The following is a 26,104-nucleotide window of genomic DNA, read 5'->3' on the forward strand; positions in this document are numbered from 1 at the left end:
ATCTTATTGTAGTTATCCACAGTCTGTTTGGTTGGTTTTTGAGCGGTTAAACAAAATAATTTGGTGGGAGTTATTCACATGGGAGAAAACAGAGCCGAATTTCGACTCTGTTGAAGGGAAAGTCGTGAGTTTAAAAACGTTCGATATTCTCTTTTAACCACATCTCTGCGGCGTCTTCTGGCACATCATGGCTCAGTACATCGATTTTAAAGCAATCTGCGAGAGGGGTTGCACCAATATCCTCTAATAAATCATAAGCGTGTTGACCAGCGGCACAGAACGTATCGTAGCTAGAGTCACCAATCGCAATCACCGCAAATTTTACATCAGTCATTTTTGGCGGTGTATTTTGTAATGCTGCGATAAAAGGTTGGATATTATCAGGATACTCACCAGCTCCATGTGTAGAGGTGATCACCAACCACGTACCTTGATTTTCGATATCACTGAGGGAAGGCTGGTTGTGGATCGTTGTTTCAAATCCATTCTCGTTGAGTAGATCACTCAGGTGATCCCCTACGTATTCTGCGCCACCTAACGTGCTGCCTGTAATAATGTGGATCATACTTCTTCCTTATTGAATGCGACGGCTAAAGCTCATGGATGGCTTGCCGTACAAAAAGAAACGCGGTGTGAGTTAAGCTCAGCACCGCGCGTTCGATTATTTACTTCCCGATACAGAAAGTGAAGTTTCCCATAATAGCTGGCCTCGTGCGACGTCTTGGGGACCGATTGGGGACCAAATTGCAATTTATGGTCAAATTCTTACTTCCCAAGATGACTTCCATCATAGATCAGGATGGGAAAAGTGGGAATGGTGGGAAACCGGATCTGCTTTCACCTTCTTTCTCCTCAGCAACGATAAACAAGAGTGGTTTTCCTCTCTCTAGCAGGTAAGGTGCGGTGATCGTCTGTTTACCAAAGTGAATGTTCCCTTTTGCTATATAGATGAAGATCCAATCGGGTAACTTACTACTGATAGCAGCGTAAAGTGCATCAGAAGGGATGTCACTATTCTTGCCTGGCGAAATTCTAAATCTCTGATAGTAGACGTGATGGTTGGATTCAAATGCAAAACTTTCCTGTCCATCGTTGATGAAAGATGGTGACATCGTTCTTCTCGGTTCGAAAACTTCTGCGGTGATATAGCATAGGTCCTGGTTTGTCATACCAGCTTGGTATTTTGGACATTGGTAGTCTGCACTATGGAAGTAAAACTCTATCTTTTGTTCTGAATTGCCATTCGTACGCTCATAGTGAATAAATTGTTCTTGAAGCACGGTTTCGATGGCTGCGTTGAAGTGGTAGAGCAACTTTTGCTGTGCGTCTCGAGCGGATGTCGCTTCTTGTATAGGCATCCAAGCAATAATGCTGTTTCGTGAAGTGGTATCAGGCTGTTCCAGCAATGACGTTAGCAAACCAAGGCTTAGTCCTTCACTTAACTCAAGTCCCGCGCCTACTGAAGAGGTGAGCAACAATGTATTTCCTGCGGCAGCTTTCGCGAGCTTAAATGCCTCAAAGTCTCTCATTGGAATGACTTTGTCTTCTGTTTGGTAGAGCCCACCAGCATGAGCAATGTTATGAGCACGGCTGTGGCTGTTGTCATATTGGATAGGCGTTGATGTAGAGGCGCATCCAGTGAGCAAAATGAGTAACGATAATGGAGTGAACCTAGCCTTCGGTTTCATGAGAAATTTCCTTTTCAAAACAAGTTGATTTTGCAGGTATTTATCGGGTGATCACCAAGTTGACACATTGTGGATAAGCAGGAGATATCTTTTGATCTTTAAACTCACCAGTTGTAGATCGGGGTCTTTGCTATGGATCGTGGATCATTTTGTTATTACGATCCTTCCCAGTAGGAGCGAAAGTGATCATCACCTACTCATATCAATCAATCTTCCAGCCATAAGCTTCACCTGTCATGTCAAAGTGCCTGTTCTTCATCAACAAACCAGTGCTTGGGTTGATGCGTCGAGGCGCTCGCTTAACGCAAGACGAGTCATTGAGCGGAATGTTCTGTTGGTGCAAATGCCAGACATGAATGAAGAAATAGGTGAGGGCGGCGGCAGTGGCGAATAGCCAGTTTATATAGAAGAGTACAAACCAAAATAACAACGCGATGTACTTATTTTTGTGGATAACATCCAGTGGCTTATGTAGCCAAATAACGCTTGGGAAGGCCATCAACACCACTCCCCAGCTTTGATATGCAGTCACTAACGCACCAAGACAAAAAACGCAAAAGAGTGCGAACTTTTTTAGTGTTTTCATCTTAGTCTCCATTTTGTACTTAGTTTTCCTAAGTATACAGGTATAATTAAAACTTAGAAAATCTAAGCATCAAAGGTTGATGATGATTCTCACTTGTCTAAAACAAATCCATTTCCACAGCGCCTTAAACAGGCAAGAAATCGCGTTGGTATCAGCCAGAGGGAGCTTGGTATCCGTTTGGGTATGGACCCAAGTTCAGCGAGTGGCCGTATGAATCATTATGAAAAAGGGCGTCATATGCCCGATATCGGTACGCTACAAAAGCTTGCTCAGGAGCTTGGTGTGCCTGTTGCGTTTTTCTTTTCAGATTCCGACAGCTCAGCAGAACTGGCATGTTTGATTGAAAAGCTCAGTGAAACTAAAAAGCAGGCGCTTATTGAGCAGATCAGGCAGGAGCTCGATAACATCGACCAGTAATAAAGCTATCGCTGTCGTCCTGAATACCAAAATATCCCACCGACTGCGGCTATTGTCAGTAATAAACCACCCAGCCAAATCCAAAGTTCCATATTTACCTCCTGCAAGTATCTTCTATCTCTATTTAGCTTAGCTTTCCTAAGCATGAATTTCATCGAAAGCATGCGTTACCTGAGAAAAAACCGTCACAACCAACTTGTGTTCTGCTAAGGATGCAATTTGAAAGTAAATATTGCCTGTAGGGTTGGCCCAAATCTCATGTTGCTCGCTTCCGTAACGGAGTAGCTTTTGAAAACGTGTTCTTGATGACAAAGCTAGTCTTTCTAGATTTGGATGGGAGAGTTGCTTCTGTAAGCTATGCCACGGATTGCGAATATCACCTTGCCTGTGTCTTTGTTGGTAGCGTTGCATTGCATGGTTACTGATGGCGATGGTGCCAAGTTTTGCAACCTCAAACGTAGGATAGGGTGAAGCATAAGGCGTAATAATGTCTTTTGTTTCTGGATGAGTGATATCAACAATCTCGTCAGAATAAAGTTTGATACCGGATAGACGGTTGGACAGAAACAGTGCGGCTGCTTTGAGAGCTTCATTCTTGGCCGCTAAAATGGTTTCTTTGGTTAGGCTGAGTGCGAGACCTTTACCGCTGTTTGGTAAGCGCCCGAGTACCTGTTTGTCGAGAATTAAGAACCTAGCCGCCGTTAACTCTGCTACAGCGCACCGGAACTCACTTTGAGCAATTTGAACCGTAACGATACCGTGATTGTTCAACCCTGTGAACCAAGCGACCTCGATGCTTTCAGCATTGATTTTTTCAACCTGAACTTTCAATCTCATCACTGCATTTTCTCCTCACTTTACTACCAGCGTATCATCGATTTTGAAAATGCAAACTGTGGCTAGAAGCTTCATTTTACGGCATGAAGCTTCCTGATTGGATAGAGCTAAATGTGCAGTTTTTTTATCGCTCGCATCGTTTTTTTCACCTGGCTAGACAGCTCTCTTATTGGCTTCACACGCTGTTCCAGTCGGTTGATCTGGTCTAGCAAATGAAGATACAGCGGGATCTCCCAGGACATTGCGTTTGAAAAACGTCTCAATACCCCTTCGGATACTTCTTTTTCTTCAAGCTCTTCGTCTGGAAAGCGATGAAGAATGAGGCGATACCATGTGATCTCTGGTAAGCCTTTTGATTTTTTGACTTTGAATCTGTAGCGCATTGGATATTTCACTTTGTACTCAACTGTCAGAGCTTTGCACAGATTTTCCAATCGTGCTTCAAGGTCTTTGGCCGCAAACATTAGTATCTTCGATTCATCGGCGACAAACAGAGGTAAATCTTTGATTAATTCTGGCAACGGAGATTGTTCTGGCAGTGCAATATCAAAATCTGATAGATCTAGCTCTCCGCAATAGTCGGTAATACCGACGTTTGGTATGGTTTTCTTAGCCATTTTGCTTCTCCATTTTTTGAAAGTGTTCACTAAGTTTGTGAAGTCGTTTTGTACAGATTTGCGCTTTTTGTTTGATTGTGAGGATTTCATGCCGCACTTCGCGGATCAGTGCGAAGGCATCCTCTGTGTACTCAATAAGATCGGATTCCCATTCAGCGTTGGCTTTTGAAAAGCGCCCCGGTGGGTAACGAAAGCCTTTACCTTTGGATAAATGCTTTGAGCGAACACGCTGTTCTTTGTTGTGTCGCTGTGTCATTTGATTGGTACTGATATACCAGTTGTAGTACCAAGCCGCTTCAAAGCGATGATTGCGAACCCGAACACGGCAGCCGTAGCGGCCAGGTGAGGTGTCCTTATGGGCTCGATGGATTCGCCAAAATTGGTTCGCGTAGCAACTGGCTAAAAACTCAAGCAAATAGGGCTCCTGCATTGCAAAGTTCTCGATATCGGCAAGGGCTTTTAGTGATTGGGAAAGCGCGAGTTCAAAGCATTCTGGTTCATTTTCGGGGTGTCGCTGCTGGGCTCGTTGATGCCATTGATAGGCGGCGGAATGTTCATTTAATACAGTCATAGTGGCTCCTTGTTTGTTTTGCTCAAGGTAGCGCAAACGTACTGTTACTTACGCATCTGTAATTGCCCTTTTGGGGTGCGTAATTTTCCTCGTGTCCCACCGCTGATTGGCAAGCATGGCAGCGATTCCTCTCCTGGGACCTATCCTTGTGCTTTCCAGATATCTATCTTTGTGGGATGTTGCTACGGATTATTTTCGTTGCTTTATTGTTTTGGCGGGGATGTAGGGAGTTGTACTCCAATCATTGTGGGACCTGAGCGTCGATTATTTCTTTTGATGGGATTGTGACGGTAAATTTCTAGATTATTGTGGGATTTGATCAGTTTGAAGCGCTTGAGGGCTGATGAACTTTCACATGTGAAAGCCCATGATGCAGCACGTGGTTGGCTGTGAGCAAGAGCGCTTTTGGGTTGTTTTTCGGTTGGTGGGTTTGATACTAGCACTGGAACTTGAATCCAAAAGCCATCGAAATAATGCCTTGTGATGAACTATCCAGAATTTCCGGATAGTTCACTTGCTTGTGAAAAAGGAGAATGCATTGGTAATGCAGCACCTTAAAGAGCTTCGAGTTTCTACTACTCTCAGTTCATTTTTGATATTTATCCTTAATTTTGTGTGAGCGAGTAATTAGATTAATGTTAGAAGTGTTTGTATTGGCTAGTTTTTTGTATTAACAATGGAAAGTGAATGGTTTATATGATAGAAAATAACCGCATAAAATATTGACTAAAAATAAATTTTAAGGTTGGTTATGGAACGCTCTCTCAGTGACACGTTTAAGAAAATTAACGATCAAACTTTGTTATTGCCTGACTTCCAGCGGGATTACAAATGGGGAACAGCAAAACAACAAAGCTTACTTGCATCTATTCTGCTTAAGTTCCCGGTTGGTAGTTCCTTGATTTTAGAAGGGCAGTCAAACGATTTTGCTTTGCGTAAAATTGGGGAAACGGTTCAACACACTTTAGCTAGTGCAGACCCTTGCGAGTATTTGCTCGATGGCCAGCAGAGAACAACTACACTGTATAATGCATTTAATGATGTGTTTGACTTCTCTCAGTTCTCCGACCAAGCCGAACTGTCTGAATTCATTTCGAGAAAAGCTAATCCTATGAAAGTGCGTTGGTTTATTCGCGTGCCGGTTGTTGGTAAGGCGAATGAAAACGTTACGGATGTTTTCAATGCCACTAAGGTAGTGTTTGATAAAGACGGTCTTGATCACTTCGAGCCTAATGATATCGTCGATATTTTTAACTGTGAAACGTTCAATGAGCGCAACAGTAAAGGCGTGTCTAAGTGGTTTTCTCCATACAACCAAATCAAAGCCATCGAGACGGGTAAGACTAAACCACAGGTCATCACTCAATTTGTCAACGACTGTGTTGAATATGGCATGATTCCTCTGTTTATGATCGGTACTAAGTCGATCGTAGTGAACCGCATTTTAGAGGGGATTGCTGAAATCAACATGCAAGCAATTCGTGACAAATACGAAGACGATTTTGCATTCATTAAAGAACATTACGATACGGCACAGCTTTTTGATGGTATTGATTCCATCGAAGAGTGTGAAGAAAATGGCATTGTCTACTCAGAAGAAATCGAAAAAATCTTCATCACTTGCAAAAGTGAGTGGAAGAATAACGTTTCTAACTACTTAATTCGTGATATTTTTGATGACTATAAACTCAATAGTCTGGTGACCAACGATATTCGCCGAGCTATTCCTATTTTCTGTCATTTGAACGATGGTGGTATGAAGCTTGATGACTTTGATTTGGTATCAGCTAAAGTTGCAAAGAGCGTTGCTGGGGATACGTCGACATACTCACTCAGCTCTATCATTCGTTCCATGTTTATTAAACCGGTTACCCTTTGTTCTTCGCTTCAGCACGCGAGTGGTGCATCAGGTGGTCTGTATCTCAATGAGCTTGACAGTTTGTCTGATGGCTTACCTTCTGGTTACCTTTCTAAGGCGATTCTCGCTATCTGCACTGCATTAGCTCGTCGTGAAATTGAGCTTGAAGCGGGCAACGATTTTGAAGTGAAGAAAAAAGATACCAGTTCAAAAACGTTGCTGAGTCTAGATACTGAAATTATCCGCAAGTATATTGAAACCGCGACTTTGGCCGTACAGCGCGCATATTCGTTCCTATTGATTCGCTGCGGTGTTTATAACTCCAACAAGTTGCACTACAAGCTAATGATTCAGCCTATCGCTTTCATCTTCGCGGAAGATCGCTTTTGGAATGATGCTGCGGTGCATAAAAAAGTCGAGTTCTGGTATTGGACGAGTGCGTTCTCTGGTCGTTACCTTTACGATCAAAGTGCAGTGGTGATTGATGATATTAATCAGCTGTACAACTGGGTTGCTAACGGAGAGGGACAGGTAATCTTGGATCGAGAAGCGCAGATTTTCCAAGATGACAAGTTTGCGTCTAAAGAACTATTGATGCAGCGTTTAAATGAGTATCCGAAAGAAGGTATTCATAATTTGATTTTGCAATACGTTTTGAGTGTGTCGCCTAGTTATGACTTACATGCAACAGAAACTAAACCACTCAATGCATTCAGAAAGAACGAGCAGGGTGACGTTGTGTTGTGGCCAGCGAATGCGTCAGATGGTTTGAATGACCACCATATTATCCCGCTGGGCTCAGTAAAAGGACTGGGGCAAAAAACCGAGGATATCCGTCAAGATCCTAATCACATTTTAAATAGCCCGTTAAACCGAGTACTGATTTCTGGTGCGGCGAATAATGTGATTAGCTCAATGGACCCCTCGCGTTATTTTGCTGATATTCCACAAAACAATATTGTGATGGATTCGCTTCTGATTGGTGGTTCGTTTAAACGTATCTCTACTGGTTCGGCTATTGAGGATATTGAAGCTGCCTTGTCTGAACGTTTTGACGCATTGGAAAGCTCCTTGAAGGCGCGTTTGTTAAGCTTACGAGTCTAAGCTTAACCTACTACCATAATGTCGAAGGCGCTTTGTGTTTTACAAAGCGCTTTTTTGTTGCAGCTTTCACTTATTTGTAGCAAGTGATACAGGCACCACCGCCCTCTTCAAGGTCATACATCGCGTCCATGTCTAGCGTGTCGATGAGCATACTTTCATCGACCATAGCATGCATACCTAAGCGGCGCTTTCTTTCACGTTGCTTTTTCTTTTCGAACCGAGCCTTTACTTTCTCGTGGTTTTCTTTGATTTGCTTGATACGCTCAGGATCTTCGAGTGTTTCTAATGGTTCATTAGGGCCCATCCAGAAGAAGGTTTCACCATTGGCACTGGTTTCTGCTCTTTTCTCGTAAGCCTTTGCTTCCTCAAAGGCTTCAGGGTGCTCTTCACGCAGGCGAACCCATTCAATCTTGCGTTGGAAGAAGCAGAACGTACAGCCTGAACGAGAGCGCCAGTCGTAGTACTTAGGCAAACCTAGCCCAGCACTATCGAGGATGTCTAGGACTCCCTGTTTTTTGATGCCGTCTTCTGCAAATGGCATTTTAATAGTGAGGTATTTTTGATTTTCATTAGGGCGGTAACCGTCTCGCCAAGGTTCATCTGCGCGAATACCGACATAAGAGATGACTTCATAACCATCATTAAGAAAAGGTCGAATCCATTTTTCAAAGGGTTCGAGCTTCATGCGGATCGTACACCACCGTTGTTGACCAGCTGGTAGAAAATTATTGTGTTGCTCTAACCAATAATCGAAACCTTTCTTGTCATTGATGTGCAAAATTGGCTTACCCAGTACAATTTCAAGTTGTTCTAGGTATTCATACACTTCGGGTAGTTCTTTGCCTGTATCAGTAAAAAAATACTCGATATCGAGTTCAGGATAGTTTCTAGCCATGTACACTGCGAGAGCAGCACTGTCCTTGCCTCCTGACAAGCCAAGGACATGTTTCACCTTGCGTTGATCACTCATGAATAATACCTACGTGCGTTAACTTTGCGCTTCGAGCGATTTTCTTAGTAGTTGTTGTAATAGATTGATTTTATGGAAATCATCGAGTTCTGAGAGCTGGTGTTCGATCGTGCTCATGGTATTTTTCAACTCTTCTGTTTCTATTGCCCTGATTTCTCGTTTAAACGATGTCAGTTTGCCATCATCCCCTTCTAAAACGAGGGAGACCAGTTTTGTTTTACCTGACTGGGCGGCCGCATCGCCGCCATTACGTTGGGACTTAACTACACTCAAAAAATCTTGGGCATAATCACTGATTTTGTTTGATGCAGTCTGAAGGATGCCTTCGTTCCAGTTTTGTTTTCCGCGTCCGATGACAATCTGAATCATGCTTTCCAGCCATTGTAATAATCCAGTGTCACTTTTCGCGAGTTCGCGTGCGAATGCCTTTAAACGTAAGTCGCCGGAGTTTTGCTCGACGTACTGGCACATATCAGCAAGCTCTTCACCGCTTTCTGGGAAAATGGTTTTCACCTTGGTTTTAATGGCAGCAAGCATCTGCTCGTGCTTCTGTCTTAACGTTTTAAAGCAGTCTTCTAACAGATCTATTTGACTCGTAAACTCATCAGCGCCAAAGGCAATTAGTTCTTTACGCAAGTCTTTGATGAGTAGTGTATGAGGGTCATTTGCCTGTAAAAATAGATCCCGGATCCTCAAGTAGGTTTTGTTGCGCTCATCGTTGTCTGGGACAATATGGTGAGCGTTTTTTACCCAGTGCGGAAGGTTGTGCATAGTCGTTACTAAAGGCTTCGCGACAGAAAGGATGTTATTGGATACATCACGGTTTGTTTCAGACGCCGCGAAAATTGCGAGATGCTGCAACCATTCTTTCTCATCCTTCGCCAATACGATGTATTTGACGGCGAGATCGCCCGGGTTCTTAATCAGTTTATGGACATAGTCACTATCTGGTTCTGCAATAAAGGCAAATTCACCAGACATATCTTTCTCGTAAAAGGCGATTTGTTCACCCATCGATTTCAAGAACGCTAGCAAAAAGATCGGGATGACACCCTTTGTTAAACCAAAAGGCGCATTTGCCCAAAGCTCCGCGATTTCAGATAAATCGACCTCGTTGCCCTTGCGATCTTTTAGGCGTTTTTCCGCAGCGGCGAACACAGCATTTAAATTTTTGTCTAGGTGATCTCTAAACCAATGCTGCCCCTTTTCCCCTTCAGCTGAGTGAATGTTAGTATTTTTTAAGCAGCTGATATACATGGATTTCTCTGGTGGGAACCCCTCAATGCCTAAATCCTCTCGATCTTCTTCGTCAAGCATCGCTTCAAGCAGTTTTTTCAAAGCGGAAACCGCCGTACCAGAGAGTTTGTTACGGTTAACCAGCTCGTTAAGAATTCTCGGGGTTTTATGGAATATTCTGTCAGCGGCAAATGTGGCGATTTCACTCATCGTTTCCTTACCGTAGATCTCGCCATTGTGTATCCATCGCGCGTTATTGAAGGCGGTAGTCAATGCCGCATCTAAAGCCGACTGAGCGTTAAACAAGCGTGCTCTATGTTCTTCTCGAGCAACCTTGTCGTGCGTCAGCGCTGCACCAGTGCTCTTGTCACTTTTGATGAGCTCCAGGACGTACTTTTCATTGGCTAAATTTATTATTTCATTCGCGTTAGGTGCACATGCGATCATTAATGATTTATCATTGCGTGTCAGTTCAAGTAGACGATCTTCTGGCTCTTCTTTGAGCAATAACAAGAAGTTCGCAAACTCGCCACTTCGAGATCCAATAAGGGTCGGCATATCGATATAATTGAGTTGCATCGCTACGGTTTGAGCCGCCCATCTCAATGTACCAAATTCGTGATAGTGGCCTTTTGCAATTACTTGGGAACTAAAGTTAATGCGCTCAACAGCTTCGTGGCTGTTATGCAGTTGTTCTATTTTCTCTTCCACTAAGCCTGCAATATCGAGATCTGAACCTTCAAACACGACCCAAGATGATAAGTGCTTTCTAAAGACGATGCATGAGGCTTCTTTGAGCTGTTGTAAGCATTCTTTTAGCTGCTTTTTATCGATGATCTCTGTTGCTGTAAGGAGTACGCTCTCCGTTGCCGTGAGGTTGGCAGATTTACCAAACAGAGTAATTAAAGATATCGCTTTAAGTAATGCAATGCATCGTGGAGAAAAATCTTGTTTGAAAGCTTTTCTTAGCGCGTCCGCCGCGGTTGCCCACCCATGTCCATCGGGTGAACCCAATATGGCGTGTTCCATGTTAGCTTCAAGATAATCCCATAGATTGCTAAGATCGTATCGAGCGTTTTGGTCACTTGTTTGTTGTAAAAAAAGTTGAAAGCTGAATTGCTCGTGCGAATTCAAGAAGCCGAATGTACTGCGTTCGTTTTGACTAAAGCGCCTCTTAGCTATAGGCCCTAGTAACAATGCCGTTAATGGGTGAAGTGGGACACATTGCTCTAGGCGCGTGAGTAGTAACTCTTTACGCTGCTGTTTGTCTTCAAGTGCTGAGAGTACGCGTTGGACGAGCTCATCACCACTACGGTGTGGTGACGTTGTTTTGATCGAGTTACTGATCAGCGCGACCGTTTCATCGGTCGATACATTGTACAGAATATCGCTGAAGCGGCCTTGAATTTTGGCCCATTCATCCTGTAGCTTAGTACCGCGCTCTTTTGCATACTCACTGAATGCTTGATGTAGCAAGCCTAAGAAAATGACCGGAGTATCAATGCGAGAGAGCTCTTCAGCAATGTCTTGAAATAAGTGTAAATCACCACCGTTTCGGTTGATAAACTCTAAGCTTTTCCCCATCTCATCGGCAATGATCAGTACGCCATCAACATGAGGCGCGACATCATCAAAGAGGGCTTTCCAAGAGCTAATCAGTTCACTATCACTTTCAACACTGGCTTTACGGTACTTGTTTAGCACCTTTGCGTTGTGTGTATTAGGGTGCTCCTCAAGCGCTCTCAGTGTTGCATTCCAAAAAGATTCGACAGGGCCACTGACGCCGCCGACTGCACGTATTTGTAACCACCCTTTTTGGTATGGTGCGCTCTCTTCTAATAGCGATTTTGACTCTGCATTTATGGTGTTGATAGCAGCACTTCGGATATCCGAGTCAGAATGCAATAGACCAGCCATGAGCAGCGCCACCGTTGATTTACCTGAACCGTAAGCGCCTGTTAATGTGTAAGCGCTTTGTCCGGTTTGGCCGTATTGGCGAAAGAGCGTCTCTAAGGAAGCTTGTGCTGTTCCGTGGTAAACCAAGCCAGGAAAGAAATCGGCGCTCAAGTCACTATCGATACGGGTAGAACGTTGGTGGCGTGTAGCGATAGAGTATTGTTTACTGAGAGTCACGCTTATTTTTCCTCTGATTGGTAGTAGTGTTTAAGGTACTGGCTTGGGTCTATGTTATCGATGCTGTTAAAAGAGTGCTGCACTTGTCTTAAGCCTTGAGTATCGGTCCAAGCAATTTTGCCGTCAGTGAGTGTTTCTACTTGATCCAGTTTATCACTCAGCCCTGCGGAAGATAGACGGAATACCCGGCCTGGGGATCCTACGTCATTTAACAATGCGTCAAAAGATAAGGTGTTGACCTTGCTACCCTTATGTTTTTTCTGCATGTAATCAATCAGTGCAAAGGTAAAAATTTCGACGGGCAAAGATGGACGTCGATTAAGCTCCGCAATGTAGCTTTTAGCGTCTTCTTGTTTTAATAGACCGAGTTCCGTAAACGGAGAGGCAAAGCTGTCTTCGTTGACTTTGTTGGCCTGCAACGATTTGTGTGCATACATTTGTAAAAGACAATCAATGTCTTTATTCAGTGTTGCTTCTGTGAGTTCTTTTTCGTGATTCGCCAGTGCGTCTTTGATTTCAGTCGCTAAGGAGTCTTTCTTTACTTTTATTCCATTGAAATAATTAAATAAAAATCTAGAAGCGTTAAGCTCAGCTTTAGTAGGTTCAATCGATTGTAGCAACCAATGCAGGAGCCAAGTTGTGCCTATTTTATCGAGGTATTCATCATACGCGGTATGACCGTTTTTGTCCGTAAACAGCTGCTCTGCAAGCGGTGTCAGTTGAAAAATCTGTTCTTTGCTATCGATACAAACCACCAAGTTCAGCGCACGGATCCAGTGTCGAACAGACAGCACCATATTTTTCCCCATGCCCATCGATTGCATCTGTTGTTCGATGTTCGACTTACTAGAAAGGGATTCACCTTTTACAACTTCTTGAATAATCTTGTAAATCCACCCGTAACGGATAGGGAAAGTTTGATGTCCGGAGAATTTCAGTGTCGTAGATTCGATGTTCAATGTACTTACCTTGCTGCTGAATTGGAGATTTTATCCAAGCGGAGAAATTATTGTATCAGAAGGTTATAGTATCGAATAGATATAATACGTGATCTTTATATGCAACCGAATGGTAAGTGTACAATACTAGAACCATAGAATTTACTTAGTTTTAGTGCTATAAGTAGCATATTTGTTCAGTATATCAGTTACCTAGGAAAAGCATCTATGCAAAAGTCTCTAGACATTTTTAAAGCAGAGCCTCAATCAGTTTTTGATGTCATCTGTGAACGCAAAAATACGGGCTTTTATATGCCTGCTTATCAGAGACCATACTCATGGGAAGAGAGCCACATTAGAGATTTGTTTTCTGATTGTGAGAATGTATTTAGAAACCTTCTAGAGTCGCCTGATGCGATTATTTTCCTTGGGTCTATCTTGAGTGTGGACGATAGTTCTGCTCTGACTATTTATCCCTTAGTCAAAAGGGATAAACCTACTCACATCAAACTTATCATTGATGGTCAACAGCGCCTTTCTACTCTGATTCTTATTATTCTTTGTCTGAATGAAAGATTGAGAATGCTTTTACCGAGTTTGAAGAAAGCGATACATTTGGAACAAGATGAAGAAATCAAAGATGTTCTCGATGAATTACGGCAGGTAGTCTCTCAGCTGGAAATTGATACCTCAAATACGGTTGTAGAGACGACAGCGGAACACGAAGTATATAAATACCTTCCTAAAATTATTCGTTCACAGGTCGATTGTTGGGGCCGAAGTGAGAAGAAGGCTCAATATGAGAGCCCTATATCTGAATTATTGTCAGCTTATCAGCGTCATATCGTTGAACAACGCGATAGCTCGGTGTTTGAGCCTTTAAACCTGTCATTGATGAGTACCTCTGCTAAACGTGTAGTGAAAAACGTCGAGGAGATAAGAAAGCAGCTTGACTGCGTACAAAAGGGCTTTCAATTTAAGTCTCCAGAGGGCGAAACAGAAGAGAAAATCAACATCAGCGAGTTGGTCGATATTGAAACGTTAGATATATGTTTAGACTTTCCTATTGATAAGGATTTAGCAAGGGCATCTGATTCGCACGCTAAAGTCGCAGAAGTTATTTACATAGCTGCGTTTGCAAAGTTTTTGCTTCACCGCGTTTGCCTTACTTATGTTGAAGTTAATAATGAATCTTATGCATTCGATATGTTTGAGGCTTTGAATACAACAGGGGAACCTCTTACTGCTATTGAAACGTTTGTTCCTAAGGTAATTGAACACATCGGAGCCCAGCGAAAAAATGGGACACCCGAAGAAGAAATTGAAGCGTCAATGGATATTCTCAACTCCATCACGGAGCGCTTTGAAGGCATCATCAAAAGTAAAGAAAAAAACCTTAAAACTAAAGCTTTGATACTTGCCTTTGTTCGCGCATATCAAGGAAAAGTAAAAGTTACGAGCTTAAGAGATCAACGTGATGCAATGCTGAAAAGCTATGAAAACTGTCATTTTAAAGACGAGTATTTAACCCAACTTGCAACAACTGCTGATTTCCTATTCGATCATTGGCAGGCTGCGGTACCTAGTGTCGGAAATCTAGTAGAGTCTAACGAGCAGGATATTTCAAATCTATGTTTACGTTACCTCGTAGATATGAAACATGACATTGTTCAAAGCCTATTGGTACAATTTATATTAGCTGATGAAAAGTTTGGAGTAACCGGTACAGAGTATTCCGACTTTGCAAAAGTGCTTAAGGCTGTAACTGCATTTAGCGTACTTTGGCGTGCGATGAGTGGTGGAGCTGATGGAATTGATGCTGTTTATAAAAAGTTACATGAACGCGGTGTGAGTCTAGACCAAAAAGGGTATCAATTGGGTAGCGGGCCTCTGACGTCTGATCGATTTAATGCCGATATTATTAAGCGTTTTTTTCGGGAAGAGCTAGAAGCAAAGATCAGTTCAAAAGGCTCTCCGAAAGAGGATGTTGATGAAAAGTGGCTTGATATCTGTTCTAAACAACAGATTCTAACCAAGCCGAAGAGTATTAAAATGTTGCTCTTAGCTGGTATGCATGGCATCGAGCTTAACGGTATCCATCATGAGATTTCAAATAAACCGAGTACTGACTTTCTGACCACTATAATGTGGGAGCTACTTTCTGGTAAAGACGCTATTAAGAAGGTATTTAACGGTGGTTCTACTGAAGGGTGGGGTGATGATGAAATTGCTAACCCAGAAGAGTACAACAAGATCGGTAACGTATTAATTGATGCTCGCAATGGGGTTTCCAGCACGAATCCACCGTCTTGGTACAATCTCAAACAACATCTACTCCAATCTTTATCCAATGATTCGATCGACAATATTGATGATATCTTATTGGCAGAGAGCCAAATTTCTAATGAATCTAAGCGTAATGCTTCAATATTAATGCTAGAAAAAAAATTTGCAGATATTACGTTTGCGGATGAATGGACGAAGCAACATATTGATGAACGAGGTGTATTACTGCTGACTAACGCATGGCGAAATCTTACTCAATGGCTTGATTGGGAGTAATCATGCAGTTTTCAGCTCTTGGACTTCAAGCTAAGTATGACACCGATGAAGAAAGTATACTGGAGTGTGTACATATTCCCTTGCTCTCTTGTGCAAATCGCTATGATAGAGCTGTAGGTTATTTTTCAGCTGATGTTCTAGTTTCAGCAGCACAAGGACTGGAGCAGTTTATTCATTCTGAAGGTAAGATGCGCCTTATCATTGGTGACCCATTGTCTGACAATGAGTATGAGGCAGTGATGGAGGGAGTATCAAATCCTTGTAAAACAAAGTCTCTTCAATTAGCTGACTTATTGCTTAGTAGTGACGAAATGAATCTGAAGCTATTGACATATATGGTGGCGAAAGGGCTACTTGAGATTAAGTTTGCCTTCACTCATCAAGGCATGTTCCACAAAAAAATAGGGATCTTTTATCAGCAGGATGAAATTGTTGTATTCAGTGGATCAGCAAATGAAACCCTGGCTGGATTGTCTAAATATAACTCTGAGGAAGTTTCACTTTTTTTCAGTTGGCGTGAATCTTTTGCTGATTATGGCAAAGTTGAAGTGGATAATTTTAATGCGCTGTGGAGTGATACCAAGAAGCGAGCAAAAGTTGTTTCTATTGATTCAGAGGCTTATCAAAAAATTCAATCTGGTGTTGACCTTGACGCATTAAGTAGGGAGCTGTTTCCAGTCTCTTATCGAGCCAAAACTACTAAGCCTTTCTTCTCCTATAGTTTCCCTAAGTCGGAACAGAAGTTAGCTAAGTTAAATATTGAAGCTAAGACCCCACGTAAGCCATTGATGGTTAAGGGGAGAGCATTTGAGTTATTTCCTCATCAAATCGAGGCTATAAATAGTTGGCGTAAAGCAGACTTTAATGGCTTGTTCAAATTGGCCACTGGCTCAGGTAAGACATTCACATCCATATCTGCACTGGTAGAGTTGTATGAAGAGCGTCACAAGAATGGTGATGCAACTTTTGCAATAATTAGCGTCCCGTACATTGAACTAGCCAATCAATGGGTAAAAGAATTAGCGCCTTTCAACATTGCTCCCGTTCAATGTTACGATGGCTCTGATAAGTGGACTTCTGCATTGGATAAAAAACTTCTGCGTTTTCGAACCGGAACTTTAGATTTTATCTGTGTTATTGTCGTCAACAAGACCCTCTCATCGGAATTGTTTCAGTCAAAAATCGCTAAAGTATCACCTGAAGATATTTTGTTAATTGGTGATGAATGCCATCATCTCGGTAGTCAAAACTATTTTGATGCCTTGCCTCCAGCGCGTTATCGAATAGGGTTATCGGCCACCCCCTTTCGCACCGATGATGATGAGATCGAAGGAGCGCCATTCCCTGATACAATCAGACAGAATTTACTTTCATACTTTAAAGGTATCATTAGTGAGTACTCGCTAAGTGATGCTATTAAGGACGGTATACTCGCCCCCTACCGTTATGAGCTTGTTCCTGTGTATCTTAATGAAGAAGAGCAACAGCAGTACGAAGAGTATTCAGCTAAAATTCAAAAGTTAATTTTGAGGGCAAAGTCTACAAGGTTATCCATTGATGAGCAGTCGATGTTAACTAATATGTGTGGAGCAAGAGCAAGGATTCTAGCAACTAGCTCAGGTAAACTGCCAGCATTAATCTCCTATTTGAAAAAACATCCAGAGCTATCATTAATACACTCTTTAATCTATGTGGGAGAAGGTTCAGCACCAGGAGATAGTACGCCCTATATAACTAAGGTCACCAATTGTCTACATGAATATGGCTGTAAGGTTTCCAAATTCACTTCTCAAGAGACAGCGTCAGAGCGAAGTAGGATTATGAATAGCTTCAAAGAGCAAAGGATTGATGCTTTAGTGGCCATGAAAGTATTGGATGAAGGTATCGATGTTCCGGTGTGTCAAAGCGCGTTTATCTTAGCTAGTACGCGCAATCCAAGACAATATGTCCAGAGAAGAGGCCGTGTTCTTCGAAAAGCAGCAGGTAAGCATGAAGCCTTGATTGTGGACTTTGTTGTTCTCCCGTTACCAGGTGTAGTAAATAACTTTAGTCAGAATCTACGTCGGGCGGAGTTGGAAAGAGTAGAAGACTTTAAATTAACAGCTATTAACTCGAAAGAAATTGATAAAAGAATCATTGAATTAGGAATCTATTGATGGACCTTAATGCATTTAAAGCTTTATTAAAAGAAGTTGATAAGGATACACAGATTGCTCATCAGGATTATTCAAATAAGTCAGCGGTTCATAAAGCCGCACTCCAGATAATGCAGTTTGAGAAGGAGCTGTACTATGGAGACTTAGTGCAATCTCGTCACATTCAAAAGATCAAAGACATAATTGACGTCAATGCAGAAGATATCGTAAATGAAACTAATAAAACTAGAGATTAATAACTTCCGTCAATTCTATGGTAAGCAATCTATCGACTTTGCTGTAGATCCAGAGCGCGGAGTTACGCTAATTCATGGTGAAAATAATGGTGGGAAAACAGCGTTGCTAAATGCTCTTCGCTGGTGTCTTTATGAAGAAACCACTGAAAACTTACTCGATTCTAAAAACCTTCTGAACAAACATGCTGCGGAACAAGGTAAAAATACCTTTAGTGTTTCTGTGCAACTCGAACACCAGAATCGCTTATTTGAAGTTCGAAGAGTTAGAGTGAAAAATAGTACTAGTAGTAACTTGCATGTGTACGAAATTGAAAATGGCTGCTATGCGGAAAAAGCTGAGGATAACCCGAATACGCTAATAAATACGGTCTTACCAAAAGAGATGTCTCAGTATTTTTTCTATCAAGGTGAAGGTACTGGTACTTTAAGTAGTCAAAATGATTTCTCTCACATCAAAGATGCTATTGATAAAGTGTTGGGTTTAACGGTTGCGCAAACAACTTTAAAACACTTAAGTGCAGTAAAGACAAGTTATCAAAGAGAATTAAAGCAGTATGATACAAATAATGAAATAGAAATATTGTTATCAAACAAAGATACTTTAATTTCAAACTTAGACCGAGAGAATACTCTGCTTGCACAGAAGCAAAGAGAGTTAGAAAGTGCAGAAAAAGAGTATGAGATTCAGCTATCTAAACTTACTCGCTTTGATAAGACATCTATTGAAGAAAAAATTAAATTGCGCGAAAAACAAGAAAGATTGTTGAATGATTACCAACGACAATATAAGCAACTATTAACAGAGAAAATAACCAACACACCTGATTGGGCATTATCTACATTTGGCAAAAAACTTGCCTCGATAGACCTTTCAAGCATTAATACAGCAGAACTAAATAAGTCACTTCGTTATACGGTGGATAAGCAACTGCTACGTGAAATTATGGATAATAACGAATGTATCTGTGGTACGCACGTTGGAGAGGATAGTTCGGCAGCTCGGCTTTTAGAAGAGCTTGGTAAACACGCCGTCGATCCTGAGCTTAAGCGTCGCTGGGAATTAGCTGTCAAGCTACAAGACACGCTTTGTAACCAGCAATTGCCGAAAGTTAGTATGGAAAAGTTATTAGCGGATATTGATGACCGCGAAGACGTCATACAGGAGCTTGAAAATAGTATAAAGGACTTAAGTCATACTATTGTTGATTCTGACATTGATGACATTAAGGTTATCGAACGTGGTAAAGATTTAGCTAAATCAAGGTGCGATCAACTAAACCGTCAGATCCTACAAATGGAGCAGAGCGTTCGTAAAAAAGAGATTGATATTAAAGATATTGATCGCAGAGTAACTAGCCTGTCAGCAACTCAACCTAAAGCTCATAAAGTTCGTAACTTGATTCTCGCAACAGACAAGATAATAGAGTTATATGAGGAGGCTATTAGCTCTTCGCAGCAAGGTGTTGACCAGATCCTCTTGAACAAGATGCAATCTTTATTTAGCCAAGTTGCTTTTAATGGTTATACAGTTAAAAAAGATACTAGCGTCAAGGGAGGAAGCTTTACATGGGCTATCGTGGATAGAGAAGGTAAGCGAGTGGCTGCGGGTAATGGTTATCAAGCGATGTTATCTATTTCGTTTATTGTTGCGTTGATTGAATTCTCGAAAGATCGTGCGAATAACAAGCAGCACTTGCTTACTCCAGGTACTGTGGCTCCTTTTATTGCAGACTCCATTCTAGCGTTTATTGGTCCTGATAATGGTCGAGAGCTTGTCAGTTACATTGCGAACAAAGTAGAGCAATCAATCTTTATGTTCTCTCAGGCTCAGTGGACAGAAGCACATACTGACAAGGGAATTCGTCATAAAATTGGTAAGGAATATAACCTCGTTCAGCATACAGTGTTGACTGAAGAAGAGTTTAAAGGGCAGTATCCTACAAAACTTACTGTAAAAGGTAATGACTATGATGTTGTACGCTTTGGTAGTGATTTTGATAAGGTAACCATTGAGGAGATCCCTGTTCATGGCTGAAATAATTGATTGGCGTAAGTTATCGGTACGCCGGGATGTTCGCTTTGAAGCGTTGGAAGAGCGGTTTTGCTCAACAAAAGGGGCGAAAAGTGATACTCGAGTCTTTAGTACAGTAAAAGAACTGATGGTTTTTGCGGCATTAGTTGGTTATCAATTAGATGACTTTCAACCACTTGGGTCTAAAGTAAACACAACTCCAATTCTGCTCGATACCTATGCAACGACAGGTCATGACGCTTATATATATCTTATTGCGCTAGCTAAAGAACCGTCTCTGGATATACTCAAAAATGAGAACTTAAGAGATGCTATTGGTATTTTTGAAGGATATTGCAATAGTGGTTTGAAGCACATTGATAGTTGGATTATGAATAATATTGGTGAATCGTTAGTGACTAATATTTTATTTAACCAGACATTAGAGTACTTGGTTGAAAATGGATAATTACTATGACTACGCCGCTTCTACACCAGTGTCTCAGCGTGTTTTAGATGCCATGAAACCTTGGCAGAACGAAAAGTTTGCGAACGCCTCATCGGCTCACCAAGCGGGGCGGGCCAGCGCTCAGGCAATCCAAGAAGCAAGAGAGTCTATTGCTGAGAAGATAGGTGCGCTCCCGAGCGAGATTATTTTTACCAGTGGAGCGAGCGAAGCGAACAACCTTGCTCTGAAAGGGGTCGCATTCAAACATCTAGAGAGCAAAGGCCACATCATTACTTCAGAGATTGAGCACAAGTGTATTCTCAATACTTGTGCTTTTCTCGAGTCAATCGGTTTCGAAGTGACTTATCTAGCGCCAGATAAGAATGGCCGCATATCGTCGTCGTCTCTCGAAGAAAAAATACGAAGTAACACAATTCTGATTTCTATCCATCACGTCAACAATGAGCTTGGGACTATTCAACCCATTGAAGAGTTTGGTACTATAGCTTTTGAGCACAATATCCCCTTTCACACTGACGCAGCACAGAGCTTTTGCAAGTGTGCTATCGACGTAGACGATATGGATATCGACATGCTCTCGTTATCAGGCCACAAAATCTACGGCCCGAAAGGCATAGGCGCTCTTTACGTACGAGATGCTAGAGACTCTGAGCTCGTCCCACTGATCCACGGCGGCGGCCAAGAAGCAGGGTTACGAGGCGGCACCTCCCCTACTCCGTTGATAGTCGGGCTCGCAGCGGCGGTAGAATCGTATCCAAACAAATCAGGCTCTTTTGAAAAGCAATTTCTCGATGTCATGGCGCAGTTTGATTTTACAAGGAACGGCGGACCGTCCGTAGTACCGTCGACGTGGAGTGTTACATTCCACTCTGATGAAGAAGTGAAGCGCTTTACGAGCGAGTACCCTTGGCTGATTTCTCAAGGTTCTGCGTGTAATGCGCTCTCAAATGTGGCTTCACATGTCCTGACTGCGATAGGTATGCCCGAAGATATTGCACGACGCACTTATCGCATCAGCCTTCCACCATACCAGCTCAGCGAGAGTTGAGCCTAAAGCCAGAGACAGTTTTTCCTGCTTGAAGCAAGCGCTCTTCGTACATTTGTCGGTGCAAAATGACTTCAATTGTTGGCGTTGTCCCTAAGAGCTTTGATAGTCGAAGATCGAAGCTCTTTTGCTTTTCATACTGCTCACTCTGTTTATCAAGCAACAAGTGTTTATTGAGTAAGGGTGGGCGGCGCTGTTCATCTACATAGTCAAAAAAATCGATATCTTGATCTGCCATCTTTATTTTTGTTCTTTCGACTAAATACGGGACTGATTTTTCGAAATCATCGTATTGAGTCAAGGTAAGCTTTCCAGAGTTGATATGTATTTTGATCAAGTCAATGGCGTCATCGAGCTCACCGTACATCTGCAATGCTGCACCAACATAAACGCGTAAAAGAAGCGGTAACTTTTCTATATAGCTCTTGTGGAAAATTAGAGAGTGTCCTTCGTTGAGGATGCTTGCTGGTAATTGATGGTGAGCTTTGACACACTGCTCTCCAATAAGCTCCGTATCTGCGATCGCAAAAAGCAGATCGGTCGCGAGATTATTGGCCGTACGATAATCATCAAACAAGGCTTTAATATCACGCTTTAGGCTTTCAGGCTGTTGTGTGTAGGGTTTCCGCTTGTCAAATAACCCCATAGAGAAATAGACAAGTAGGTCCTCTTTTCGGGATTTCTCTGCATTGGCAAATTCCCGGGTATCGAACATTTCCTGAAGTAAACCAAACACTTTTTTATGCGAACCAATTAGACTTCTCACTTCTTCAGAACGGTTAAATTCGTCATTCGCCGGTACCCGGGCAAGTTCCAGACAGACGTTCCAAAAATCATCAAACAGAGTGCTGTTTTGGCTAATGACCAACTTGGCTTTATCTTTACTCTCTATAGGCTGAGGCGATGTCAGTTGATGCCAAGTATGGTGCCGCTGGTACTTACTTTGGAGGTAACGTTGTTCTTCTAGCTTATCTTTGAATATGTAGAAGATGCCCGGTGCAACGGCAATCGCGTCTTCTTGCAAAGAACGTTCTAGGTACCCTTTGAATTCTGATTGTGCGTAGTATTTTTGGAATGTATTTCTTGTCGTAATCACCCCATCTTTATAGGGCTGAAACTGCGCAATGTACGAATCATTAGCCAGCATGACAGAGACGACCAGAATTTTGTTGGCGAGCTCCCAAGCGCTCAATAGTGCTTCAAGACGTTCATCTTGGTCTTCGATAACATTTAGGACAAACCCCAAGTTCACAATGTCCGAATTGACTTTATCGTTATCAGGCGAGAAAACCGGGTCCCAGCCCAACGCATCAAGCCCGTGTGCTTCAAGCTCTCTCAGGTCATCCCCTCGACCACATCCGTAATCGAAAATAGAAAACCGTCCATCTAGGTAACCTTGCTTCGCCAATGTCTTCATTGGGCTTGATAGCTCATGGCGTACAATAGCGGTTTTGTGGCGATCTATCCCAGGCTCTTGTTGAGTATCACTCAATGCATCCGGTTCGGCTTTCAGTAGCCTCCCATCGACTAACTGGTATCCCTTTTTTTGGATCAAATTTAACCACGACTGTTTGAAGCCAATAGTGCGGGTGTTCTCGTATAGGCCCGCCATCTCCCCTTCTTTAGTTAGCGCGGTGAAGAGCTCAAAATGGTCGCTGCCTGGTAGAATCATCGTCTCTTTTCGATGCAGGATCGGTGGATTTTCTGAAGAGCGATAGCAAGTCACTTTATGACTAAGTTTGCTCAGATCTACATTCAGGCTCTGCTCTAACGCTGGGTAGGAGTCGGTATAAAAGGTCGGGTAGTTCAACAACGATAAACGGAATTCCTTTTTAAACAGCTTAATGAGGTTCCATTGGTTGTCCGGTAAGTTGACCGCTTGAGCAACCGCCGGTACGAACTTTTTTAGTGCGTCTGGAAGCTCGCTTATTGCATCTCTATGCAGGTATACCGCGTCGGGAAGTTGCTTCCCTATATGAACCTGATTGACAAGTTGCTTAAATAGTTGAAAATCCATCTTTTAGTCGTGATTCCAGTTTGTAGAGCCAATAGATATTTTAGCTTTATCGCTAACGGGTTTGCCCAACTAATCAGATATGTTTGACATTAGTTATAAAAAACTCCACTTTCACATGCGAAAGTGAGCCTCTAGTCACTATGTGTTAACTATGGTGAATAGCTTAACGCATAGCGCTTTGTGGCTTGAAGAATAGCGATGAAGCAATGCCTAATCACATTACCGCACCATTATCTGCTTCTGTAACCCTAAATAAAAATTTTATAGGTATATTTTCTGCTAAATCTGCCCATTTTGGGCCTGAGCACCGCGCGCCTTTGTGTTGCTCACCCTGCAAACTATGTCTTGATGATCCATTAACTGTCAGGAGTAGTTATGACCGAACAAAAACAATCAAATCAGCTATTAAGCTATCAAGAAGTTTGCAAACTAACGCAACTATCCCAAGCGACGATTCGCCGCTATGTAAAAAACGGTTCCTTTCCTACACCAGTCACACTATCACCTGGCGCTCGAAGTGTGAGATTTCGCCTTGAAGATGTGCAGAAGTGGCTGTTGAGCCTGTGATAGGGAGGTCATATGAAGTTTCGTCATCACCATGATCAACTACAGCATTTTTGCCGTGAGCGAGGCTGGCGTTCGTTGAGCTCTTCGGTCAAGGTTCTTGCTAGAACGCGTTCACCTGATCGGAAGTCAGGGTTCAGTGCTTGTATTGAAATCATCAATATGGACAGGCAGATGATCAGAATGATAGTGCCAGCCAGAAAGATCATGGGAGGTACTAACTATCAGTTAAGAGATGAATTGTTCGATACCGGTTTTTGGCTGGAGCCTGAGCAAACTGCATGGAGTGTGGTCCAGCGCTATTTGCGGGAAGAGCTCAGAGCGGCGGAAACGGCCTTTTGTGTCACAAGAACAGGTTGGCATGACAAGGTGTTCGTTACTCCGGAGAAAAGTTTCGGACGGTCAGATGAGTCTTACTACTTTTCTGGTGGTATGGCTGATTCACTCTGTTTGGCAGAAGGCAGCTTAGCGGAATGGCAAAGTGAAGTCGGTTCATTGTTGGTCGGTAACCCCTTGCTCATATTTTCTATTGGAGTTGCGTTGGCCGCACCGCTTCTCAAGCCAGTAGGGATGGAAAGTGCGGCATTCCATATCATGGGGCCGTCTTCGTCGGGGAAATCTGTCACATCGTTTGTTGCGGCGTCTGTTTATGCTGATAAGTCTTATATCAAGTCTTGGAAAACAACCGCTAACGGTATTGAGGCGGTTGCATCGGAACATCATGACATGCTGCTTGTGTTAGATGAGCTAGGGTTGTGCTCTGCGGAAGAAGCCAGTTCTGCGGCTTATCAAATCGTCAACGGATGTGGGAAGTTGCGAGCAACGGAGACAGGCGGCTTGGCGAATATTGCCAACTGGCGGACGTTGACCTTGAGTAATGGAGAGATTGGCCTGACAGAGCTGATGGAGTCCTCAGGTTATCAAGTGAAAGCAGGTCAGCTCATTCGAGTAATCGAAATTCCTGCCGAAGAGCGCTTTGGCTGTTTTGCGGATCTACACCGCTTTTCCTCACCATCTCAGTTTGCCGAGCACTTAGAAAAGCAGACTCAAAAGTACTTTGGCACTTTGTTCACGGCTTGGATGACGCTTATTTCAGATAAGCCCGATCTGGAAGTCGTTTTACAGCGTGAAATCGAAACGCTGAGGCAGCATTGGTCTAAAAGCAATTATTCCGGCCAGGTTCATCGGGTCTTGAAGCGCTTTGTCCTGGTTGGTGTTGCGTTGTCTGTTGCATCACGAAACCAGTTAGTGCCATGGTCTGAAGAAGAGTCGCTGTATTCCGTATATAGCGTTTTTAGCCGCTGGTTATCTCACAGAGGGCACCAGCATAATCAAGAAACGTATGAGGTGTTAAGTGCTTTGAAACAAGCCATTAGCCATTGGGAAAATAAGCTTCCTGAATTCTGTACGAGCAGATCTTCAAAGTTTGGTTATTGGCGGCAGGATGGTGATGACGTCCAGTGGCTTATCCACAAACAAGAGTTTGTTAAGCAGCTACGACTGCGGCGTCAATACAAGAGTCAATTGAGCCCTTTGATTCACAAAGGGTGGTTTGAAACCAATGAAGATCGTAGAGGAACACTTCGGATTATCGAGAAGAGAAACGGTACTGAGTTTGATCATCGTTTTTTCGCCTTCTGGCCGGAAAAGATCCTCTCTGAGTTGAAGGAGATGGGTATTGATGAATAGTGTACTTCCCAGTTTTCCCACTCTTCCCAGAGACATTCCAATGGGTGAGGAGGGGATAAGATGACAACCAACGAGCAAGTTCTTCTTCAATCCATTCTCGCCAAAATAGATCGTGTTGAGCGCGCTGTTCTGGAGCAGCGTTTGCAGCAACAAAAGGTGGAGCTCCTTGGAAAGGACATTCTAACCGTTGATGAATGTGCAGCCTTGCTGGGTTTATCAACCAACCAGCTTTATAAGCTAACGAGCTCGGCAGAGATCCCTTACTTTAAGCTTGGCAAACACCTCCGATTTGAGCGCCAAGCCATCATTAGTTGGGTTGAGGAGCAGCGTGTTTCATCTCGCCATGAGATAGAAAAAAGGGCAGCAAACTATATCGCCACCACTTCTCGTAAGTAATACC

21 protein-coding genes are annotated in these 26,104 nt (G+C 42.8%); 11 read left to right on the plus strand and 10 right to left on the minus strand.

Annotation, left to right across the window (positions count from 1 at the left end; translation table 11 throughout):
* Positions 1-130: 130 nt before the first annotated feature.
* The 3 genes from mioC to R7Z49_RS16390 all read right to left on the minus strand — a co-directional run bounded on the left by mioC (position 131) and on the right by R7Z49_RS16390 (position 2,274).
* Complete coding sequence (gene mioC / locus R7Z49_RS16380) at positions 131-565, minus strand: FMN-binding protein MioC (RefSeq protein WP_005378900.1); 435 nt, start codon at positions 563-565, stop codon at positions 131-133.
* 229 nt (positions 566-794) lie between these two features.
* Positions 795-1,688: a hypothetical protein gene (locus tag R7Z49_RS16385; protein ID WP_258659768.1), complete on the minus strand. Its 894-nt coding sequence runs from the start codon at positions 1,686-1,688 to the stop codon at positions 795-797.
* A gap of 202 nt (positions 1,689-1,890) precedes the next feature.
* Positions 1,891-2,274, minus strand: a complete 384-nt coding sequence (locus tag R7Z49_RS16390; protein WP_053308108.1) for a hypothetical protein — start codon at positions 2,272-2,274, stop codon at positions 1,891-1,893.
* A gap of 93 nt (positions 2,275-2,367) precedes the next feature.
* Here R7Z49_RS16390 and R7Z49_RS16395 point away from each other — a divergent pair, with 93 nt between their 5' ends.
* The gene (locus R7Z49_RS16395) at positions 2,368-2,691 is read left to right on the plus strand and encodes a helix-turn-helix domain-containing protein (RefSeq protein WP_078558403.1); all 324 of its coding nucleotides are present in this window, start codon (positions 2,368-2,370) and stop codon (positions 2,689-2,691) included.
* A 138-nt stretch (positions 2,692-2,829) separates the two neighbouring features.
* On the opposite strand, the gene R7Z49_RS16400 is transcribed toward R7Z49_RS16395, so the two are convergent.
* The 3 genes from R7Z49_RS16400 to mobI form a co-directional block, all read right to left on the minus strand.
* Positions 2,830-3,528, minus strand: a complete 699-nt coding sequence (locus R7Z49_RS16400; protein WP_053308109.1) for a hypothetical protein — start codon at positions 3,526-3,528, stop codon at positions 2,830-2,832.
* Between the two features lie 107 nt (positions 3,529-3,635).
* Positions 3,636-4,145 (minus strand): hypothetical protein, encoded by a 510-nt coding sequence (locus tag R7Z49_RS16405; RefSeq protein WP_053308110.1) that lies wholly within the window; start codon positions 4,143-4,145, stop codon positions 3,636-3,638.
* Positions 4,138-4,716, minus strand: a complete 579-nt coding sequence (gene mobI / locus R7Z49_RS16410) for a conjugative transfer protein MobI(A/C) (RefSeq protein ID WP_053308111.1) — start codon at positions 4,714-4,716, stop codon at positions 4,138-4,140. Before mobI ends, R7Z49_RS16405 begins: the two co-directional genes overlap by 8 nt.
* A gap of 751 nt (positions 4,717-5,467) precedes the next feature.
* On the opposite strand from mobI, the gene R7Z49_RS16415 reads away from it, so the two are divergent.
* Complete coding sequence (locus tag R7Z49_RS16415) at positions 5,468-7,678, plus strand: DUF262 domain-containing protein (RefSeq protein WP_069520607.1); 2,211 nt, start codon at positions 5,468-5,470, stop codon at positions 7,676-7,678.
* Between the two features lie 70 nt (positions 7,679-7,748).
* On the opposite strand, the gene R7Z49_RS16420 is transcribed toward R7Z49_RS16415, so the two are convergent.
* From R7Z49_RS16420 to R7Z49_RS16430, 3 genes are read right to left on the minus strand one after another with little or no spacing between them, the layout of a single operon-like run.
* A complete protein-coding gene (locus R7Z49_RS16420) occupies positions 7,749-8,648 on the minus strand; it encodes a phosphoadenosine phosphosulfate reductase family protein (protein WP_031850114.1) in 900 nt (299 codons plus the stop codon).
* 18 nt (positions 8,649-8,666) lie between these two features.
* Complete coding sequence (locus tag R7Z49_RS16425) at positions 8,667-12,017, minus strand: hypothetical protein (RefSeq protein ID WP_053308113.1); 3,351 nt, start codon at positions 12,015-12,017, stop codon at positions 8,667-8,669.
* Positions 12,018-12,019: 2 nt separating this feature from the next.
* Entirely contained in the window at positions 12,020-12,976 is a 957-nt protein-coding gene (locus tag R7Z49_RS16430) for a DUF4007 family protein (protein ID WP_080996227.1), read from the minus strand.
* Positions 12,977-13,183: 207 nt separating this feature from the next.
* Here R7Z49_RS16430 and R7Z49_RS16435 point away from each other — a divergent pair, with 207 nt between their 5' ends.
* Genes R7Z49_RS16435 through R7Z49_RS16460 form a run of 6 tightly spaced genes read left to right on the plus strand, consistent with a single transcriptional unit; the run spans position 13,184 to position 21,437 of the window.
* Positions 13,184-15,517: a DUF262 domain-containing protein gene (locus R7Z49_RS16435; RefSeq protein WP_053308114.1), complete on the plus strand. Its 2,334-nt coding sequence runs from the start codon at positions 13,184-13,186 to the stop codon at positions 15,515-15,517.
* A gap of 2 nt (positions 15,518-15,519) precedes the next feature.
* Complete coding sequence (locus R7Z49_RS16440; RefSeq protein ID WP_053308115.1) at positions 15,520-17,673, plus strand: DEAD/DEAH box helicase family protein; 2,154 nt, start codon at positions 15,520-15,522, stop codon at positions 17,671-17,673.
* The gene (locus R7Z49_RS16445; protein WP_053308116.1) at positions 17,673-17,909 is read left to right on the plus strand and encodes a CxC ATPase DNA modification system associated small protein; all 237 of its coding nucleotides are present in this window, start codon (positions 17,673-17,675) and stop codon (positions 17,907-17,909) included. Before R7Z49_RS16440 ends, R7Z49_RS16445 begins: the two co-directional genes overlap by 1 nt.
* Positions 17,884-19,944, plus strand: coding sequence for an AAA family ATPase (locus R7Z49_RS16450; RefSeq protein WP_053308117.1), 2,061 nt, complete (start codon positions 17,884-17,886; stop codon positions 19,942-19,944). Before R7Z49_RS16445 ends, R7Z49_RS16450 begins: the two co-directional genes overlap by 26 nt.
* A complete protein-coding gene (locus R7Z49_RS16455) occupies positions 19,937-20,389 on the plus strand; it encodes a hypothetical protein (protein WP_053308118.1) in 453 nt (150 codons plus the stop codon). Before R7Z49_RS16450 ends, R7Z49_RS16455 begins: the two co-directional genes overlap by 8 nt.
* A complete protein-coding gene (locus tag R7Z49_RS16460) occupies positions 20,382-21,437 on the plus strand; it encodes a cysteine desulfurase family protein (RefSeq protein ID WP_318111832.1) in 1,056 nt (351 codons plus the stop codon). The genes R7Z49_RS16455 and R7Z49_RS16460 overlap by 8 nt, the downstream gene beginning before the upstream one ends.
* Here R7Z49_RS16460 and R7Z49_RS16465 read toward each other — a convergent pair.
* Complete coding sequence (locus R7Z49_RS16465; protein WP_318111833.1) at positions 21,424-23,451, minus strand: DNA phosphorothioation-associated putative methyltransferase; 2,028 nt, start codon at positions 23,449-23,451, stop codon at positions 21,424-21,426. The two genes, R7Z49_RS16460 and R7Z49_RS16465, sit on opposite strands and share 14 nt — an antisense overlap.
* Positions 23,452-23,826: 375 nt before the next feature.
* On the opposite strand from R7Z49_RS16465, the gene R7Z49_RS16470 reads away from it, so the two are divergent.
* Genes R7Z49_RS16470 through R7Z49_RS16480 form a run of 3 tightly spaced genes read left to right on the plus strand, consistent with a single transcriptional unit; the run spans position 23,827 to position 26,100 of the window.
* Positions 23,827-24,018, plus strand: coding sequence for a helix-turn-helix transcriptional regulator (locus R7Z49_RS16470; RefSeq protein ID WP_023584707.1), 192 nt, complete (start codon positions 23,827-23,829; stop codon positions 24,016-24,018).
* A 12-nt stretch (positions 24,019-24,030) separates the two neighbouring features.
* Positions 24,031-25,704: a DUF927 domain-containing protein gene (locus tag R7Z49_RS16475; protein ID WP_053308121.1), complete on the plus strand. Its 1,674-nt coding sequence runs from the start codon at positions 24,031-24,033 to the stop codon at positions 25,702-25,704.
* 60 nt (positions 25,705-25,764) lie between these two features.
* Positions 25,765-26,100, plus strand: a complete 336-nt coding sequence (locus R7Z49_RS16480) for a helix-turn-helix domain-containing protein (protein ID WP_053308122.1) — start codon at positions 25,765-25,767, stop codon at positions 26,098-26,100.
* The last annotated feature ends 4 nt before the right edge of the window (positions 26,101-26,104 follow it).

It is taken from the genome of Vibrio sp. 1562, from assembly GCF_033340155.1.
Classification (GTDB): domain Bacteria; phylum Pseudomonadota; class Gammaproteobacteria; order Enterobacterales; family Vibrionaceae; genus Vibrio; species Vibrio alginolyticus.